Raw genomic sequence first — 18460 nt, 5'->3', positions numbered from 1 at the left:
AAAAAAAATAACTAAAAGTTAAATAAAACTTAATAAATTTATGTTATTAAGTAAATCGTTTATCTAATAATGCGTTAACTTTTGAAAAATATTAAACCAACCTACAGGGAACTTCCAAATCTTCGGTAAGATAATAGCTGCAGCAAAGACGGTGGTAGCCATCTGCAATAATCAGTTCATGTTCACTTCTTACAAGCAGTATAGGTGAAAGTTTTTTATTTTTTTCTACTTTTTTCAGGTTTTCTTTTACATGAATATTGGTTTCAGGAAGCAGGGCAAGCTTGCTGGCTCTTAAAATATCTTTTGATTTTTTTGTAATTGTAGGGGCTGCCTTTAATTTTTCAACCATTTTTCTGGCTTTATCAGGTTCAAAAAGCAGTTCCAGATAATCCTGTGCTGCAGGAAAATCGTGGACTTCAGGTTCTTTCATCCAGATACTGTCTTTGGTCAGATTACCCTTTTTTACAGACATTTTCATAAGTGTTTATTAAAATATAAATGTATGAAAAATAGATCGTTATTAGCAACCATTATTTCAAATAAGCCCATAGTTTGCTATATGGATTTTACTTTCCAAAAAAAATATTGGTATGATATATGCAAGATTTATCATGAACCGAAATGAATTTAATTAAGATTAAATAATTGATTGAAATCATTCAAAAATATGAACATTATGAAAAAGTTTTTAATTTCAACACTATTAGTATTAGGTTTATCTATGAATGTTTCAGCCCAGAAACGTCCGCCAGCTCCTCCGCATCCATCAAAAACGGAATTGGTGAATATTAAAATGCAAGAGCTTACCAAAAAATACAATACTGAGAAAAAACTCATCCTTAATCACCCTCTTGCCACTAAACAGATGAAGAGAGATCAGATGAAGGCTTTAAATAGAAGATTTGAGGCTGAAAAACGATTGCTTAGAGAAGCGAGATAACTCTTAACTTTTGCAGTTATTAAAATTGAAAAAGCTGTTTTTTATATTTTGAATTTTAATATATTTTCAATATTAAATAAAATTTATTGAAAGAGAATACGTTTTGTGTTCTCTTTCTTTGTTTAAAATTAAATAAAATAGCCTCATTGATGCATTTTAAGATCAGTTTTCAGAAACATAAAACATCCAATATTTTTCCTTAAATTCGCATAAAAATTTTTAAAGTAATGAATTACGATATTATTGTCATTGGAAGTGGTCCTGGTGGATATGTTACTGCGATCAGAGCAGCGCAATTAGGTTTCAAAACCGCAATTATCGAGAAAGAAAATTTAGGAGGAATCTGCCTTAACTGGGGATGTATTCCAACTAAAGCTTTATTGAAATCTGCTCAGGTTTTTCATTATATCAACCATGCTGAAGATTATGGTTTGAATAAAGTGGAGGCTAGTTTTGAATTCCCGAATGTAATTCAGAGAAGCCGTGGTGTTGCCAGCAAAATGAGCAAAGGAATCGAATTCTTGATGAAAAAGAATAAGATTGACGTAATTCTTGGTACTGCAAAAGTACAGAAAGGTAAAAAAGTTTCTGTAACAGATAAAGAAGGAAAAGTAACTGAATATACAGGTACTCATATCATTATCGCTACAGGAGCTCGTTCAAGAGAATTACCAAACTTACCGCAAGATGGTAAAAAAGTAATCGGATACAGACAGGCATTATCTCTTCCTGAGCAGCCGAAATCTATGATTGTTGTAGGTTCCGGAGCTATCGGGGTAGAATTTGCTGACTTCTATAACACAATGGGAACTAAAGTAACTGTTGTTGAATTTATGCCAAACATCGTTCCTGTAGAAGACGAAGAAATCTCTAAACACTTAGAGAAATCTCTGAAGAAAACAGGAATAGAGATTATGACAAACGCTTCTGTAGAAAGTGTTGATACAAGCGGTGAAGGAGTAAAAGCTACTGTGAAAACGGCTAACGGAAACATCACTCTGGAAGCTGATATCTTATTATCTGCTGTAGGTATTGCTGCTAATATCGAAAACATCGGTTTAGAAGAAGTAGGAATACAGACGGATAAAGGAAGAGTATTGGTAAACGAATGGTACGAAACTTCAGTACCTGGTTACTATGCAATCGGAGATATCATCCCAACTCAGGCTTTGGCTCACGTTGCTTCTGCAGAAGGAATCACTTGTGTTGAGAAAATCAAAGGAATGCACGTTGAAAAAATCGACTATGGCAATATCCCCGGATGTACTTACTGTCACCCTGAAGTAGCTTCTGTAGGTCTTACTGAAAAGCAGGCTAAAGAAAAAGGATACGAAATCAAAGTTGGTAAATTCCCTCTTTCTGCAAGTGGTAAAGCTACTGCAAACGGAAACACAGACGGATTTATCAAAGTGATCTTCGATGCTAAATATGGTGAGTGGTTAGGGTGCCACATGATTGGTGAAGGAGTAACGGATATGGTGGCTGAAGCTGTTGTAGCAAGAAAACTTGAAACTACAGGTCACGAGATCATCAAATCTATCCACCCGCACCCGACAGTTTCTGAAGCTATTATGGAAGCTGCTGCTGCTGCTTACGGTGAAGTTATTCACATTTAATCTGAAAAGATATAGAAATCTATATAAAAAGCCCGGACTTCTCCGGCTTTTTTCGTTGATACTAATCTGAAATATAGTAAACCAAACCTAACAGGTTTCAAAAACCTGTTAGGTTTATTGCTTATTATCCGTTTTTCTTAAAAGGTTTCTGATGAAATTTTAGCTTGATACAATAGATTTTCTTAAAATAATTTTAAAATCAGCATATTTATAAAAATTAACTCAATTATTCCAAGTCGATTCCTTACATTTATTCTATGAATTTTGAGAGAGTAGGACTTGTTTTATCAGGCGGCGGTACCAAAGGAATCGCTCATGCAGGAGTATTAAAATTCTTACAGGAAAAAGGGATTGAAGTAGATATCCTTTCCTGCTGCAGCGCAGGGTCTATTGTAGGATGTCTTCATGCCATCGGGAAAACGCCCGGAGAAATCCTGGATTTTTTCAATTCTGTGTATTTTTTCAACTGGAAACATTTTACATTCAATCAGCCGGGGCTTGTTTCTTCAGTGATTTTCAGGAACTATCTGAAGCCTATCTTCCATGACATGAAATTGGGTGATCTTGATATTGAAGTGAAAATTGTGGCCACAGAACTGGTTTCCGGGACTCAGAAGATTTTCGATAAAGACTTTGAGATTGTGGATGCCATCATTGCCTCATGTTCCATTCCAGGAATTACAACTCCTTATATCATTGGTGAAGAAATGTATTGTGATGGAGGTGTGCTGAACAACTTTCCGGCAGATATCATCAGAGACGATTGTGATAAGCTGATCGGAGTATTTGTATCTCCGCCCAATGAAGCTAAAATTAAAGATCTGAACTCCATTAAAGCAATTGTTTCCCGTTCTTACGATTTACTTTCCTATAGAATTGAAAAAGTAAAATTTGAGTACTGCGACTGGTTCATTTCCTCCCAGAAACTATCTTCTTACGGCACTTTTGAGCGAAGAAAAGACAGACTGGAAGAGATTTTTAATATCGGGTATAAAGCTGCTAAAGAAAGTTATGAAGGCAGTGGTTTTTTTGAAGAATTAAAACAGTCCGGAACATAAAAAATCCCGCATCAATGCAGGATTTTTATTTTATATTAAAGAAACTCTAAGTCTTTAATGAAATTTATATACAGACTATAAAACTTCCAGCTTAGTTTTTGACTACATATCCGTCCTGACGTACAATTTCATTGTCGTTGGCATCATTTACCACCAGTGTATAAGGAGCTTTTTTCGGAGAATCGGTAAGGTAATTTCTCCAGACCTGATAGCTATGTCCTTCATTGTTGAAGGAGATATAATAATTTCCTCCGGTACCGTCAGGAATCATTTCTCCATCACTGATGATCATACTGGGTTTAGCCGTGATCTTTGCATTGGCATTCCATGACTGGTAAAGATACTTACCGTTTGGCTGTTTGTCGATTCTGATCTTGAACTTTTTAGTCTTAATAATGACTGTTTTAGGTACCTGTTGAAGAGCAGATGAAGTTACAGAAATATCTGTTTTCGGAGTCGGAACTTCTTTGGCATAAGCGAAAGAAAACTGCGCTAAGCAGAAAGTCCCTAATAAAAGTTTTTTAATCATTTTCTTATATTTTGTAGTGTATGTTAAGCCTCATCAAATTTAGAGCCATTTTTCAATGTTTCAGAAGAACTCAGGAAGCTTCAAAAGAGATTTTCAGGTTTATGAAGGTTTGTTATGTGAAATAATAATATTGATTTTCAGTTAATTATAAATTTGTTTGAAAAAAAATGCCGGTTTTTGAAACAACTGAATACTTTTCTTCTGTACATTTGTACCATCAAAGGATCTCGTTCCTTTATTATCAAAATGAAACTAATTAACTTTAAGTTTTTTCTATTAAAAGTATCAGAAATCATCTTCACGATTTTTAATACTTCTCCTCCTGTAATTTCTTAATTTTTTCGAAAGAATTATCACATAATTCGTACTCTGTTTTTTCATATACCGAAGAAATAGAACACAATCCCTGTTTTCAAATATAATCAAAAACAAAAAACAAAACTATGGAATTAGCTTTTCATGGCTGGATGATTCCGGCTGTAATTGCACTGTTGTGCGTACTTTTTTATAAATTCATTTTAAGAATTTTCTTTGGATTAATCATTGTCCCTCAGGACAAAATAGGTTTGGTAACCAAAAAATTCGTGTTGGTGGGTAAGCAGGAACTTCCGGAAGGAAGGATTATTGCAACCAATGGAGAAGCGGGTTTTCAGGCTCAGACATTAGCTCCGGGTGTATATTTCAGAAAATGGATCTGGCAGTATTCTATCGATTTTCAATCTTTTACAGTGATTTCGACCGGAAAAATTGGATTATTGCTGGCAAAAGATGGTGCAGAATTAGAAACCGGAAGAATCTTAGGAAGAAAAGTGGAGTGTGATTCTTTTCAGGATGCTGAAGCTTTTTTGAAAAACGGAGGAAGGAAAGGCCGTCAGACCGCGATTATTGCGCCGGGATCCTATAGAATCAATACGTTGTTATTTGAAATAGAATTAACGGATATGACTCAGATTCCTGATAATGCAGTAGGTATTATCACAACTATGGAAGGAGACCCTTTAGCTGAAGGTCAGATTGCGGGTAAGATTATCAATGATCATAATAAGTTCCAGGATGTAGATACTTTTTTAAATAACGGAGGATTTAAAGGTCTTCAGGAACAGGTAATCCTGGCGGGTTCTTATTTTCTGAATCCATGGTTTACAAAAGTTGAAATGGTGAAAATGACGGAAATTCCTATTGGCCATGTGGGAGTCATTATTAGCTACGTGGGAGAAGAAGGACAGGATTTGAGCGGGATTGATTTCAAACATGGAAATATTGTTGAGAAAAGTCATAAAGGAGTTTGGGCAGAACCCATTGGGCCCGGAAAATACCCCATCAATCCTTATATTATGAAGGTTGAACTTGTTCCTACTACCAATTTGGTTCTGAACTGGGCGTATGAAAGAAGTGAATCCCACCAGCTGGATAAAAATCTTTCAACAATTACGGTACGAAGTAAAGACGGTTTCCCATTCAATCTTGATGTTTCTCAAATCATTCATATTCCTACCTATGAAGCTCCGAAAGTGATAGCCCGTTTTGGAAATATGATCAATCTTGTAAGCCAGGTTTTGGAACCAACCATTGGAAATTATTTCAGAAATTCAGCGCAGGATAGTGATGTGATTGCCTTCCTGGGGACCCGAAAAGAAAGACAGCAGTCTGCAAAAGACCATATCAGCAGTGTTTTGGAACAATATAATGTAAATGCTGTGGACACTCTGATTGGAGCGATTGTTCCTCCGGAAAGTCTGATGAAAACCTTAACGGATAGAAAATTGGCGGAAGAACAGAAAATTACGTATGAAACTGAAATGCTGGCTCAGGAAACACGTCAGGCTTTAGAAAAAGAAACGGCTGTTGCTGATATGCAGAAAGAAATTGTAAAAGCAGATCAGGGTGTTTTGATTGCGGAAAGAATAGCTGATGCATCAGTAAAAAAAGCAACCGGAGATGCCAATTCCGTAAGATTACAGGCAAATGCGGAAGGAGACAGACTGAAACTGTTAGCAACCGGTGAAGCAGAAAAAACAAGACTTCTTGCCAAAGCTGAAGCAGAAAAGATAGAATTGCTGGCAAAAGCAAATGCGGAACAAATTTCACTAACAGGTAATGCTGAAGCAGAAAAAATTCTGGCCATTGGTAAATCTAATGCAGAATCTTACAAGCTATCGGTAGAAGCAATGGGCGGAAATAATTTTACTCAATTGAAAATTATGGAAAATATAGCCAGCCAGAATGTAAGAATAATGCCTGAGGTATTAATTGGCGGTAACGGAGATTCAGCGAATGGCGGAATCAGCGGACTTCTGGGACTTCAGCTGTTGGAACAGGTGCAAAAGAAAAATGCTGAAACGGTTACTGTGATTGAAGAGAAACCTGATAATAATTCTTGACTTTAGCATAAGGAATAATTAAACTAAAAAAATCGCCCGAAAATTTTTCCGGGCGATTTCATATTTTTTATACCGTGTAACTTGCAAACGCCTCTTCCAGGCTTTCAAATTTACCTTTAAACTCATCAATAGGGCAGTCCTGAAGAATATTTCCTTTATGAATAAGAATAACTCTTGAACAAAGTGCTTCTACTTCCTGCATGATGTGGGTAGAAAGTAAAACGGTTTTCTGCTGGCCGATTTGTTTTACCACATTACGGATTTCAATGATTTGATTGGGATCCAGACCATTGGTAGGTTCATCCAGAATCAGTAAATCCGGCTGATGAATAATAGCCTGTGCCAATCCTACACGTTGCTTGTAGCCTTTTGAAAGCTGTCCGATCTTTTTGGATTTTTCAGGCGTAATTCCTACCAGTTCTATCACCTCATCTACTCTGGATTCAGGGATTTTGTGGATATTGGCTACAAACTGAAGGTATTCTTTTACGTACATCTCCAGATAAAGCGGATTGTTTTCAGGAAGAAAGCCTATTTTCTTTTTGCTTTCAATCTCATGGTTTGAGATATTCATACCATTGAAGATGATTTCACCCTGGTCAATTTTCAGTGCTCCGACAATAGATTTCATCAGGGTAGATTTTCCGGCACCGTTTGGGCCAAGAAGACCGATGATCTCGTTTTTATCAATAGAAATGTTGATATTGTCAAGGGCAGTCTGCTCACCAAATTTTTTGGTTAAATTGATTATCTGAAGCGGCATAAGTTTTACTATCTTTTTGCAAAAATAAAATAAAAAAACTCATCCAATAGAATGAGTTTCGCAATATTTATAAAATATAATTATTTTCTTGATTTTTTCTTTGTTCCACCTGTTGCCGGGGCAGCGGTAGATGCTGTATTTCCGTTTCCTTTATTCACTGAAGGATTTATAGAAGCAGGTTTGTCATACATGGCATACTTTCCATTAGCTCTTCCGAAAATCTTCTCCACTTGTTTTTGGGTTAAAAACTGTGATTTTCCAATGTATTTCCGGTTTTTGTTGATCACCTGGATAAACTGCATGGTTTGCTGGCCATAATTCTTTTCATAATGAAGTTCGATGATATCATTAGGCAATTCCAACACAACATTCTCTTCCGGAGTGGAGATAAAACCATCCATAATAAGTTTGTATAGTCCGGCAACATCATTATTAAGATTCTGAAATGAAAAAGATCGGATTGTATTCAGGTTGCTGGTGTTCAGATCCTGGTAGTTGACTGTAAATTTATCTTCCTTTTTATAGAGACCAACGGAATTATCTTTACCAATTTCCACCAAACTTTCATTCTTCAACACTTTGATCTGTGAGAAAACTGAAATACCGAACATACATGTAATAAGTAGAATTATTTTTCTCATGAATTGAATTTTAATGTTTTATAAAATTGGTGTATATAAAATTACTAATAAAAAGGCTAAAAAGCAATTTTATTTGTTAAAGCAAAAATAACATTTTTTTTTAATATTTCTATGAGAGCATCCGTCGATGCTATGGATGTCATTGTTTGTGTAAGTGATTGTTAATTAATTTCTTGGGTCTTTTTTAGGAAAGTGAAGCCAATTGGGTTTAAAGTTGATCGTTAATTATCAATTTGATGTAATGTATTGAGAAACAGATTGAAAATCCCTTAAGCGAGGTTGGGAGAGAAACTAATTTAAAATAAATGTTAAAAATGCTATTATAGATTAAATTCTAAAAGAGAAGTAGAAAGTAAGTTTATAACAGTTTATTTCTGGAAACAGATGAGATTAATGCATCAAATTCCTGTTTATAACTTCTTCCCACGGGAATTTTATGATGGTTGACAACAATTTCATTATTATTAAATGCCGTCACAAAAGCAGAATTAATGATAAAAGATCTGTGAATTCTCACAAAACTTTTACCTGATAATGTCTGTTCAATATCTGTAATCTTACTTTTAGAAATAAAACTTTCATTGGTAATGAGTACTATTTTGATATCATTTCCCTGACTTTCAAAATAAACGATCTCTGAAAGCATAAGTTTCCGGTGCATTCCTTCAGTTTTGATGAGGATAAAATCTTCTGTATGGCCGGCGGTAGTTCTCATGATACGTTCCACAGATTTAAAAAAACGTTCAAAAGTAATCGGCTTCAGGAGATAATCTACCGCTTCCAGTTCAAAACCTTCAATGGCAAAATCCCGGTAAGCGGTAGTGAAAATAGTTTTGGGCTTTTGGGGTAGTGATTTCAGGAAATCAATTCCGCTAAGCTGAGGCATCTGAATATCCAGAAACATCAGGTCTACGGTCTGATTTTGCAGTATTTTATAAGCCTGCATTGCATTCTGAGCTTTTCCCACCAGCTTTAAATCGTCGATCTTAGAAATATGGTTTTCCAGTAATGACATGGCCAGAGGTTCATCATCTACAATAATACAGTTAATTGTCATGTGAAGGAGTGGTTATTTCAACTTTAAAAATATGGTTTTCCTGTGAGATCTTGAAAGTAAAATGTTCATGATAGTGATACTGCAGCTGTCTTTGTATGTTCTGCAGACCGATCCCTTTTTCATTGGTTGTCTGGTGGCCTGAGAAGGTGTTTTCAATTGTAAAGACAGAATGCTGTGAATTCGTTTCTATATGAATCTTTATTTCCGTAGTTTCTGAACTTTTTCCTACTCCGTGTTTAAAGGCATTTTCCACCAAAGTAAGGTAGAGCAGGGGCGGAATGGTATTTGGGGAGTTTAATCTGATATATTTTTGAATTTTTAATCTTTCATCATGATACCGCAGGCTTTCCAATGCAATATAATGCTCAATAATCGCCAGTTCATCAGAGACCGAAACCCATTTTTTCTGCCCTTTGTATAAAATATAATCCAGAATATCAGAAAGCTGGCTGATGGATTGGGAGGTTTTATCAGAATGACTGATCGAAAGAGAATAAATATTATTCAGGGTATTAAAGAGAAAATGTGGATTGAGCTGAGATTTGAGGGATTGCAGTTCAAGCTCGGTCTTTTCCTTCTGCAGTTTGATCGTATATTCTTTTTCATCCCTGTACCGTATGAAAAACATAATGGAAATAAAGATAAATGCCCCACTGATAATTGTGAATGTATAATGAATCAAAAGATAGGGGATATCAGTGAAAATATCGGATATGCTGTCTTTGACTTCATGGGTAAAGAGTGGTTCTGCAATATAAACAAGAAAAAACCTGTTGATGACAGAAATAAGATAAAGACTGATGACAAGGTACACCGAAAACTCAACATACCTTTTTCGGTCGAAAAAACGGCGGATCAGCACGAAATAGATAAAATTGGCTCCTGCAATCTGAAAAATCCAATGGCAAAAGTTATAGATGACCAATTCTTTAAAGGCTCCACTTTCATATTCTCCATACATTCTTGCTGTTCCGAATAAAAATAAAGCAGTCCAGAAGAACAGCTGGAAGTATAGAGTTTGTCTGATCTGAGTTCCTGATGGCATTTTCATCATCTTCAAAAATATTAAAACTTCAGCTACGCCAGAGAAATGTATGCAAAAGACTTTAAAATAATGTCAGATAACATCATTTATGCTACAAACTGCTTATTTTGCTATTGGCAGTGAATAGCCTGTTGTCTGAATCCTGTGTAAGAAAGCAGGTTGAAATTGGTCAATATTTGTATAAAAAAAATAATGACGGAATGTTCTGAAAGGCTTTACGGATTAGATCATCTGAGGGCAGTTGCTATTTTACTTGTGTTACTATATCATTACAGGGCCTTTAAACATCCCGGCTGGATAGACAGTATCGGGAGATTTGGGTGGACAGGAGTAGATCTTTTCTTTGTACTAAGCGGTTTTCTGATCTCAGGGCAGCTGTTTAAAGAAATAGAAAAGAATGGAAGTATCAGTCTGAGAAGATTTTATGTAAAACGGTTTTTCAGGATTATTCCGGCTTACTTTTTTACCCTTTTTCTCTATTTTACATTTCCTTTTTTCAGGGAAAGGGAAGCGTTATCTCCTTTTGGGAAGTTTGTTACTTTCACTCAAAACTATGGGTTGGATGTCATCAGCCGGGGAACGTTTTCCCATGCATGGTCATTGTGTATCGAAGAACAATTTTATCTCATTTTACCTGTGTTCCTTTTGATCCTAATGCCGACAAAACTGTCCAGATATATGACTGTTCTGATGATTGCCGTCATTGGATTTTCTATGGCAGCAAGGCTTATGGCGTGGAATGAATTTATTGCAGCAGCAGATCCTTCTTCCACAGATTTCTGGAAATTATGGTATATGAAAATATATTATCCAACCCATACAAGATTGGATAGCCTGGGAACGGGTGTCTTGATCGGATATCTCATGCAGTATTCTTCAATGTTCAGAAGAATAGTTGCTGGTAATGGAAATAAGTTTTTCTTTTTTGGAATAGTACTGCTTGGAATTTCATTTTGGATAGGTAATGAACAGGCTTCAAAAAAAGCTTCTGTATTTGGTTTTACATTAATAGCGATAAGCTATGGAATTATTCTGATGGCTGCTATTTCCCAATCGTCTTTCCTGTATCGTTCTAAGTCGTATATTACTGCTCAGCTGGCTGCTCTGTCGTATGCTGTCTATCTTTCACACAAAGGAATTATCCATATGGTGCAGGAGCTCCTTGGTTATTTTAAATTTGAAACCTCAGATAATATCACCATTCTTATTTGTCTGCTGGCTTGTATCTTGGGTGGTTTGTTCTACCGATTTGTTATTGAGAAACCTTTTTCAATCATTAAATCCAGAGTTTTGAAAAAACTTGCTTAGCATTCTAAATTAGTAGGAAGAATTCTTTTTAAACGCAAAGTTTTATCTTTTCAATCTGAATATGTAAGGGAGCAAAGCCGGAATCAACTTCATTGATTCTTATTAAGCGAACGATGACCACGCAGCTTCAATGCGACTTTGTCGTTGTTTCTTTGCCTTCTTAAATCTATCCATTGAAGTTATTGAAACTTTGCGTTTAAGAATTTATGTCTCGAAGATTATAAAGATTGATAAAGTGTTTACAATCAGTTTTATATCGTGAATTTTATGAAAGTGAAAATATTATTTTAAAATTATTTGGATGTCATCGCTTTCAACACTGCATTCTTTATTGAAGCCTCTTTAAAACTCCAGTATTCACTTTTTTCAGGCATCTGATTTTCTAAAATGACCAAAGCAGTATCTGTAGAAGGAAAATAAACATTAAGGCAGGTGAATCCATCACCAAGACCTGTTACAGCAAAATAATCAAGGCCTGCTTCTTTGATAAATCTCACATTATATCCAAACCCCATACTTTCTTTTCCAAAAACATTGTGCTGGGAACTTGTGGAAGGGGTCAGCATCTGCTTTTGAAACTCAGGAGAGAGAAGTTTTCCTTTAAATAATGCTTCATCCCATCTGGCAAGATCCTGTACTGTAGAAATAATACCTGCAGCAGGAGCCATATTATTATTCAGGAATGATTCTTTTACTTTTTCAAATCGATTGTCCTCGTTCATGTAACCAGGAACAAGAGCCTGACTGTTCTTAGGATTATATACCAAAGTTCTATCCATTTTCAGTTTTTTGAAAAGAGAAATGGCAAGTTCTGTGAAATTTTTCCCTGTGGTATTTTTAAGGATTTCTCCAAGGAGCATATAAGATAGATTACCATATTTGAACTGGGAACCGGCTTTGAAAGCTGCTGGCTTATTGATATCTGTAATACCATGGGTGTGGTTCAGAAGATGATGGATAGTAACGCTATCTGCCCAGGTCTGGGTAAGAGCAGGAAGGTACTTTTTGATAGGGGTATGAAGATTCAGTTTTCCCTGCTCCGCAGCCTGTAAAATCAAAACAGCGGTAACCTGCTTTGAATTGGACATGATTTCAAACTGGTCGTCTGTTTTCAAAGGAATTTTCTTTTCAAAATCTTTGTAGCCATTGGTTTTCAGATATTGGATTTTTCCTTTCTGAGCAACTAACACAACACCGTTGAACGCTATCGGACTGGATGCTGTTATAATGCTGTCTATTTTTTGTGTATACATGTTTTTCTTCTGAGCTGTTGCGGTAACAGACAATACAGCTGAAAATAGAGCTGTGAAGAGTAATTTTGTTGTGGTCATTATGTTTTTGTATTGAAAAAAGTAAGAAATGGATATGACATTAAAATGTTTCCAAATATATGTATTTACTCTTTTGCTTTTATTTCAAATATTTAATAATTTGGCTTTTATGAAAATAAAAACGATTAGCCTTCTCATCATTCCTTTCACTATTATTTCCTGTAAAAAAGACAAGGAATATCCGAAATATGTTGAGCTGGAGTCCGGTGGCGGAGAATATTCACTTTATATAAAAAACGGAACCTTTGAATTTTTAAAAACTAAACTTATAAGCTATGATCAGATCTTAACAGCTCCATTTTCAGAGGGAAAATATGAGATATCCGGAGATGAACTTATTTTAAGAAGTGATAAAGGAAAAAAGTATATTTTCAAAATAGGGAATGAAGCAGAACTGATTCCTGAAAAAATGGATTCTTTAAAAGAGCTGAAAGGTTTGTATCCGATTCAGATTCTTCACGATAATAAAATGCCGAAAGAAATGGGCCGCCTGGATTCTTTAGGAAGGAAAAATGCATTGTGGCTTTATTTTAATGAAAAAGGGAAGGTCATCAACCAGCGGTTGTATAAAAACGGTGAGCTGGTGAAAGACAATTACAAGTCTGATATTATTGTGAGATAGATAGATAGATAGATAGATAGATAGATAGATAGATAGATAGATAGATAGATAGATAGAGAATTTGACTCAAAGTTTAATTCTGCTATAATGATTTTACAAGGAGGCAAAGAGGAAATCAATTGCATTGATTCTTTCTAAGCATATGTATTATCATTAGCTTCATCAGCGACTTTGTTGCTTGCTTTGCCTTCTTTAATAATATTACAGTTCAGTATTATCAATAAAAAGGCACCATTTACAAGTAAATGATGCCTCGTCACTGAATATATTTGAATGTAAAATTGTTTTAGGTTTATCTATTCATTCTGTTTGATTTGTGGGTTATTATTAATCTCTTTATTTGGAATCTGAAATCTGAATTTATCCGGTGTAAGGTTGAATCTTCCAAAAGTATGATTCGTTCCTGTGTACACTCTTTCCAAAGGGATATTTAATCTTTTCATATCAAACCATGCATAACCTTCACCCCAAAGTTCTATCCTTTTTTGCAGGACTATTTCATTGATCAGCTCATTGCCTGACTTTGTGGAGAGTGTATAAGCCTGATCCCTTTTTGAGGTAATTTGGAACAATACCTGTCTGGCCTCTGCTTCTCTTCCCTGTCTGGCAAGGGCTTCAGCTTGGATATAATACAGAGAGGAAGCTCTGATATAAATATAATCTCCTTCAAAAAGAGTAGGATCTTTAAACTTCCAGCTTACATAAGGCGGATAATTTTTCGTTTTTCCGTTAAAAGTATAAGCCGAAGCCTGACTGCCATTGAACACTTTTTTACGGTAATCCGTTTCCGGAATTGCTTCGTAAAGACGTTTGTCTATCAGCTTACGGATCTGTGCTGCTCCGGCATATCCTTCGTTGGTATTATCAAACATCGAGAAAAATGAAGCATAATAATTTCCGATACTCATAGTAGAGATCGTATTATGAAAACCCCATATCACCTCAGGATTATTGATATTGGAAAATCCGGTGGTGGTATAATCATCTTCCGTCATAAGACCAACACCCTGTTTACTTTCTTCAGCATATTGGGCAGCTTTGATGTAATCTCCCGTCTCCAGAAATACTTCGGCGGCAATTGCCTTGGCAGTTCTTCTATCGATCTGGGCTCTGGACGGACGGGCATAAGTATCTAAAAGTGTAATAGATTCCTCAATGTCATTTTTGATCTGCCCATACACCTCAGCAACAGTTGATCTTGGAAGTCCCTGGCCTGGATTTTTTGCGGTAAGGACCAATGGAAGTCCCGGTTCAGACTGATGGCCGTTATAATCATTGGCATAAAAACGGACTAAATAAAAATAAGAGTACGCTCTTAAAGCTAATAACTGTCCTGCAATCGCTCTGTTTTTCGCATTTGCATTTTTATCCAGATCATCAAGAAGCTTATTGATCACAAATATTCTTGCATAAAAAGTGGTCCATACAATCTCAGAAGCAATGTTGCTGGCATTGGTAGCTTCATAATTGTAAAACATTCCCAAATGCTGGTTCGTAGACTGGATGACATCATTTGACATCAGATCAGCACCAGCTTTGATTCCCATGATTCCAAAATCTGAGTGAACGGTAGTACCGCCGGCCCCATTGCTGCGAAGATCAAGATAGATTCCTCCAAGGATTTTTTCCGGACTGGAAGAATCATTATTCAGCTGTTCACCGGAAATATCACCTTCCGGTAATGTATTAAGATCACTGGCACAGCTGTTAGTGATCAGAATAACCATTACAGCTGTTATAAAGTATTTTATTTTTTTCATTCCTGTTCTTTTAAAAATTAAGTTTAAAGCCTAAAGAGACACTTGATAGCAGAGAATATCTGTAGGCATCAGAAACTCCTGTCAGGGAAGCTCTTGGATCATATCCTTTTCTCTTGGACCACAGATACAGATTGTTGCCTGTAACGTAGATTTTCAGACCTGATAGACCTGCCTGCTGTGCAAAACCATCAGGAAGCTGATAGGAGAGGGTGACATCCTGAAGGCTGATATAATCCGATTTAATCAGGTAAAGCGTTGAATTTCCGTTCTGATTTGTAGCGGTGAGATCTACTCTCGGCAGCGCTGCAGTCGGGTTTTCAGGAGTCCATGTTTTATCAAGATCCGTTGAATAGTTAGACCCATAGCTGTCTGAATGGAATAAACTTCTGTAAATATCATCATATCCATATCCTCCGAACTGGTACGCAAAATTCACTGCCAGACTGAATCTCTTATAGCTAAAATCTGTTCCGAATCCACCATACACCTTTGGAATTGCTGATTTGCCGGTATTATAATCCGTAGCTTCCTTATAACTGTTGGTGACGATTCTTTCCTCTTTCTGAGTGACAGGATTGATGGTAGTGCGATACCATAAAGCATCCCCGTTTTCAGGATTTACTCCGGCAAACTCTTTCAGGAAATAGGTATAGCGGTCTCCTCCTTCTGTAAGGATAAACAATCCGGAAACCAGTCCTGTATTCCTTTGCTCAGCAGGTAATTTTGTAATCTTATTCTTATAATGAGTAGCATTGGCATAAAAGCTCCACTGGAATTCATCACCACGGAGAATATCCACACTTAGATTGGCCTGAACACCTCTGTTGGTCATATCCCCGATATTTCCGTATTTCACATAAGAGCCTGCATTGGACGGAGGAAGAGGCAGCGTATAGATCATATCCGATACCTTCCTTTCAAAATAATCAGCATTCAGGGTTATTCTGTTTTTCAAAATTGAGAGTTCAAAACCGGCATTCAGGTTTTTGGAGGTTTCCCATTTTAAGTCCTTATTTCCTTGTTTTTTAAGCGAAAGAACCGGTTTGTCATCCCCGAAATTATTAATTCCGTAGATATCCTGGTAAGCATAATAATCTCTGTTGGAACCTCCTAAAAGAATGTTATCATTTCCCTGCTGGCCATAAGAAGCTTTTAATTTTAAAGAATTGATTACGCTGTTGTCTTTAAGAAAATCTTCCTTAGCAATATTCCAGGCCAGTCCCAATCCATAGAAATTTCCCCATCTGCTTTCCGGAGAAAAGACAGAAGAACCATCTCTACGGATATTGGCATTGAAGAAATACTTCCCGTCATAATTATATAGTAACCTTGTGAAATATCCTTCTACAGCATATTCATAGCCGCTTCCTGATAAATCTGTAATTTTCACAGCATTGTCAAAAGACTGAGAGTCGGGTAATAAAAGCTGCTGTTTTGATCCTGAAAAACCATCATCTTTTATCTTATTCAGTTCATGTCCTACAAGAAGATTAAAATTGTGATTTCCCAGTTTTTTCTGATAAGTAAGCAATTGCTGGTGGTTCAGGGTATATTTAAAATTAGAACCCTGCGAGATAGTTCCCCCTACAGAAGATGAAGTTCCTCCTTCTGTATTTCCGAACTGAAGATTTCTTGTATTTTCAAGATAAGCACCGAAGTTATACGTGAAATCCAATCCTTTGATAATTTCATAGTTTAAACCAAGGTTAAGATTGGTGATATTACTTACGATCTGAGATTTATCTTTCTGAAGGTTACCTACAGGGTTTTCAAAAACGGCATAAGATCTTGTGGCTCCGTTGGGGCCCTGCCCGTCTCCATAGTCATATAGAGCATTTCCATTGCTGTCGTACAACCTCTGGTAATTGTTATCCCTGAGGAAAACAGGATAGAATGGAGCAATATTTCTGGCAAACTGGAAAGGGTTGGAAAAACCTCCTGTTTCCCCAAAATCCTGCTTACTGTAGGTATAAGATAATGCACTGGTCAACTTCAGCTTTGATGTTATGGAATAATCCACATTCGATCTGATTCCGAATCTTTCAAAACCGGAAGATATTAAATACCCTTTGTCATCCAGATAATTAAGGGAAGTATAAGATTTCACCTGATCTCCATTAGCATTGATTCCCACTGTGGCTTCTCTTCTCAAAGCAGGTCTGAAAAGCAGTTTTTTCCAGTTGTCCTGATACAGCAGTTTCGCATCAGGATTGAAAGATCCATCCTTTGAAATCAATTGGTTGAAAGGAACGCTATAAGCATCATATCCCAGTTTGGTCAATGCTGCAAGCCCTACGTCATGTGGAGAAGGTCCTGAAGGAACGGCTCCGGGTTGTTTCAGTCTTGCAATTTCACCAATTCTGGCTCTGTTATAATAAGCTGTATAATAATCCTGTGGGGAAGTATACACCGAATAATCCTGGATAGATCTGAAATTCACACCGGTTCTTATATCGGCTTCAATACTTACTCCTTTACTTTTTCCTCTTTTTGTATTCACAATAATCACTCCATTGGCTCCTCTGGAACCATATAAAGCATTGGAAGAAGCATCTTCAAGAAAAGAAATGCTTTCAATATCAGATGCGGCAATACTGTTCAGGTTTCCGCTGTACGGAATACCATCCAGTACAATCAGTGGATCGCTGGAAGCATTGATAGAACCAATTCCTCTCATTCTGATGGTTGGCTGAGAACCCGGCTGGCCGGATGAGATCACCTGTACACCGGCTACTTTTCCTCCGATTCCCTGAAGAATATTTCCGTTCTGAAGATTAGACAGGTCTTTTGCCTTCAATGACTGTACAGATCCTGTAATCTCCTCTTTTTTCTGCTTCCCGAAGGCTACCACCACCACTTCCTTTATCGAAGTTTCTTTGGAAAGGCTGTCTTTAGTTTGGGCATAGCCATATTCCGCGAATAGGAGTAAAGCTAATACACCAAGTTTACATTGTTTCTTTTTCATTATATTAATCTAGGTTTAAAACTGAACTGTGTATTACTGTTGATCTTCCGTTTAAAATGTAGCTTTCCGCCTCCTTTTTCAGGGAGGATTTCAATAGCGAAAAGGTTAAAATTTACAGGAGATGTACCCGGATGAAAGAAGCCTTGAACTTTTTGGCTTTAATTCCTACAGTAATGAATGTATCTTTTGGAAAGTTATGACATCATCATTGTGCACATCATATCAAAGCACATGTCTTGAGAAATACTGTTGTGCTGTGAAAAGACAGACATTCCACAACACATATATTGTGCAGGAGCTGTCGTCATAGTGGTGCATAGGTAAGAATCAAAGTAGTTCTTATTCATGAGAATAGAGTTTATGTTTTTTTTAACTAGGTCAAAATTATTTAATAATTGCTGAACACTGGTAAAAGGAGAGTATGAGATAAATCATATTAACCTA

Annotated in this window: 15 protein-coding genes; 6 read left to right on the top strand and 9 right to left on the bottom strand. The window is 36.4% G+C overall.

Features of this window, described 5'->3' with window-relative positions; genetic code table 11:
- Positions 1-91 precede the first annotated feature (91 nt).
- Positions 92-472: a hypothetical protein gene (locus tag DYR29_RS08085; protein ID WP_249413652.1), complete on the bottom strand. Its 381-nt coding sequence runs from the start codon at positions 470-472 to the stop codon at positions 92-94.
- 204 nt (positions 473-676) lie between these two features.
- On the opposite strand from DYR29_RS08085, the gene DYR29_RS08080 reads away from it, so the two are divergent.
- From DYR29_RS08080 to DYR29_RS08070, 3 genes are all read left to right on the top strand, one after another.
- On the top strand, positions 677-940 hold the full coding sequence (locus DYR29_RS08080) for a hypothetical protein (protein WP_223599523.1): 264 nt from the start codon (positions 677-679) through the stop codon (positions 938-940).
- Between the two features lie 227 nt (positions 941-1167).
- Positions 1168-2556 carry a dihydrolipoyl dehydrogenase gene (lpdA, locus tag DYR29_RS08075; RefSeq protein WP_047378183.1) on the top strand — a complete coding sequence of 463 codons (1389 nt, stop codon included), beginning with the start codon at positions 1168-1170 and terminating at the stop codon, positions 2554-2556.
- Between the two features lie 257 nt (positions 2557-2813).
- Positions 2814-3614 carry a patatin-like phospholipase family protein gene (locus tag DYR29_RS08070; protein WP_213280051.1) on the top strand — a complete coding sequence of 267 codons (801 nt, stop codon included), beginning with the start codon at positions 2814-2816 and terminating at the stop codon, positions 3612-3614.
- Between the two features lie 91 nt (positions 3615-3705).
- Here DYR29_RS08070 and DYR29_RS08065 read toward each other — a convergent pair whose 3' ends face one another.
- Positions 3706-4143, bottom strand: a complete 438-nt coding sequence (locus tag DYR29_RS08065) for a hypothetical protein (protein ID WP_213280050.1) — start codon at positions 4141-4143, stop codon at positions 3706-3708.
- A 443-nt stretch (positions 4144-4586) separates the two neighbouring features.
- Here DYR29_RS08065 and DYR29_RS08060 point away from each other — a divergent pair, with 443 nt between their 5' ends.
- On the top strand, positions 4587-6524 hold the full coding sequence (locus tag DYR29_RS08060; RefSeq protein WP_213280049.1) for an SPFH domain-containing protein: 1938 nt from the start codon (positions 4587-4589) through the stop codon (positions 6522-6524).
- A 67-nt stretch (positions 6525-6591) separates the two neighbouring features.
- Here DYR29_RS08060 and DYR29_RS08055 read toward each other — a convergent pair whose 3' ends face one another.
- The 4 genes from DYR29_RS08055 to DYR29_RS08040 form a co-directional block, all read right to left on the bottom strand.
- Positions 6592-7287, bottom strand: a complete 696-nt coding sequence (locus tag DYR29_RS08055; protein ID WP_047378181.1) for an ABC transporter ATP-binding protein — start codon at positions 7285-7287, stop codon at positions 6592-6594.
- A gap of 80 nt (positions 7288-7367) precedes the next feature.
- Complete coding sequence (locus tag DYR29_RS08050) at positions 7368-7928, bottom strand: hypothetical protein (RefSeq protein ID WP_213280048.1); 561 nt, start codon at positions 7926-7928, stop codon at positions 7368-7370.
- Between the two features lie 358 nt (positions 7929-8286).
- Positions 8287-8985, bottom strand: a complete 699-nt coding sequence (locus tag DYR29_RS08045; protein WP_213280047.1) for a LytR/AlgR family response regulator transcription factor — start codon at positions 8983-8985, stop codon at positions 8287-8289.
- Positions 8975-10039, bottom strand: coding sequence for a sensor histidine kinase (locus DYR29_RS08040; RefSeq protein WP_213280046.1), 1065 nt, complete (start codon positions 10037-10039; stop codon positions 8975-8977). The genes DYR29_RS08045 and DYR29_RS08040 overlap by 11 nt, the downstream gene beginning before the upstream one ends.
- Before the next feature lie 183 nt (positions 10040-10222).
- Between DYR29_RS08040 and DYR29_RS08035 the strand changes: the two genes are divergently transcribed.
- A complete protein-coding gene (locus DYR29_RS08035; protein WP_213280045.1) occupies positions 10223-11338 on the top strand; it encodes an acyltransferase family protein in 1116 nt (371 codons plus the stop codon).
- Between the two features lie 293 nt (positions 11339-11631).
- On the opposite strand, the gene DYR29_RS08030 is transcribed toward DYR29_RS08035, so the two are convergent.
- Positions 11632-12669, bottom strand: coding sequence for a serine hydrolase domain-containing protein (locus tag DYR29_RS08030; protein WP_213280044.1), 1038 nt, complete (start codon positions 12667-12669; stop codon positions 11632-11634).
- A gap of 109 nt (positions 12670-12778) precedes the next feature.
- Here DYR29_RS08030 and DYR29_RS08025 point away from each other — a divergent pair, with 109 nt between their 5' ends.
- On the top strand, positions 12779-13291 hold the full coding sequence (locus tag DYR29_RS08025) for a hypothetical protein (protein WP_213280043.1): 513 nt from the start codon (positions 12779-12781) through the stop codon (positions 13289-13291).
- 296 nt (positions 13292-13587) lie between these two features.
- Here DYR29_RS08025 and DYR29_RS08020 read toward each other — a convergent pair whose 3' ends face one another.
- Together DYR29_RS08020 and DYR29_RS08015 are read right to left on the bottom strand one after the other, a co-directional pair.
- Positions 13588-15051 carry a RagB/SusD family nutrient uptake outer membrane protein gene (locus DYR29_RS08020; RefSeq protein ID WP_213280042.1) on the bottom strand — a complete coding sequence of 488 codons (1464 nt, stop codon included), beginning with the start codon at positions 15049-15051 and terminating at the stop codon, positions 13588-13590.
- Between the two features lie 10 nt (positions 15052-15061).
- Entirely contained in the window at positions 15062-18016 is a 2955-nt protein-coding gene (locus DYR29_RS08015) for a SusC/RagA family TonB-linked outer membrane protein (RefSeq protein ID WP_213280041.1), read from the bottom strand.
- Positions 18017-18460: the final 444 nt, after the last annotated feature.

Source organism: Chryseobacterium indologenes, assembly GCF_018362995.1.
In the GTDB taxonomy this organism is placed as follows: domain Bacteria; phylum Bacteroidota; class Bacteroidia; order Flavobacteriales; family Weeksellaceae; genus Chryseobacterium; species Chryseobacterium indologenes_G.
The sequence above is the reverse complement of the archived record's forward strand: the minus strand, read 5'-3'. Positions and strand labels throughout refer to the sequence as shown.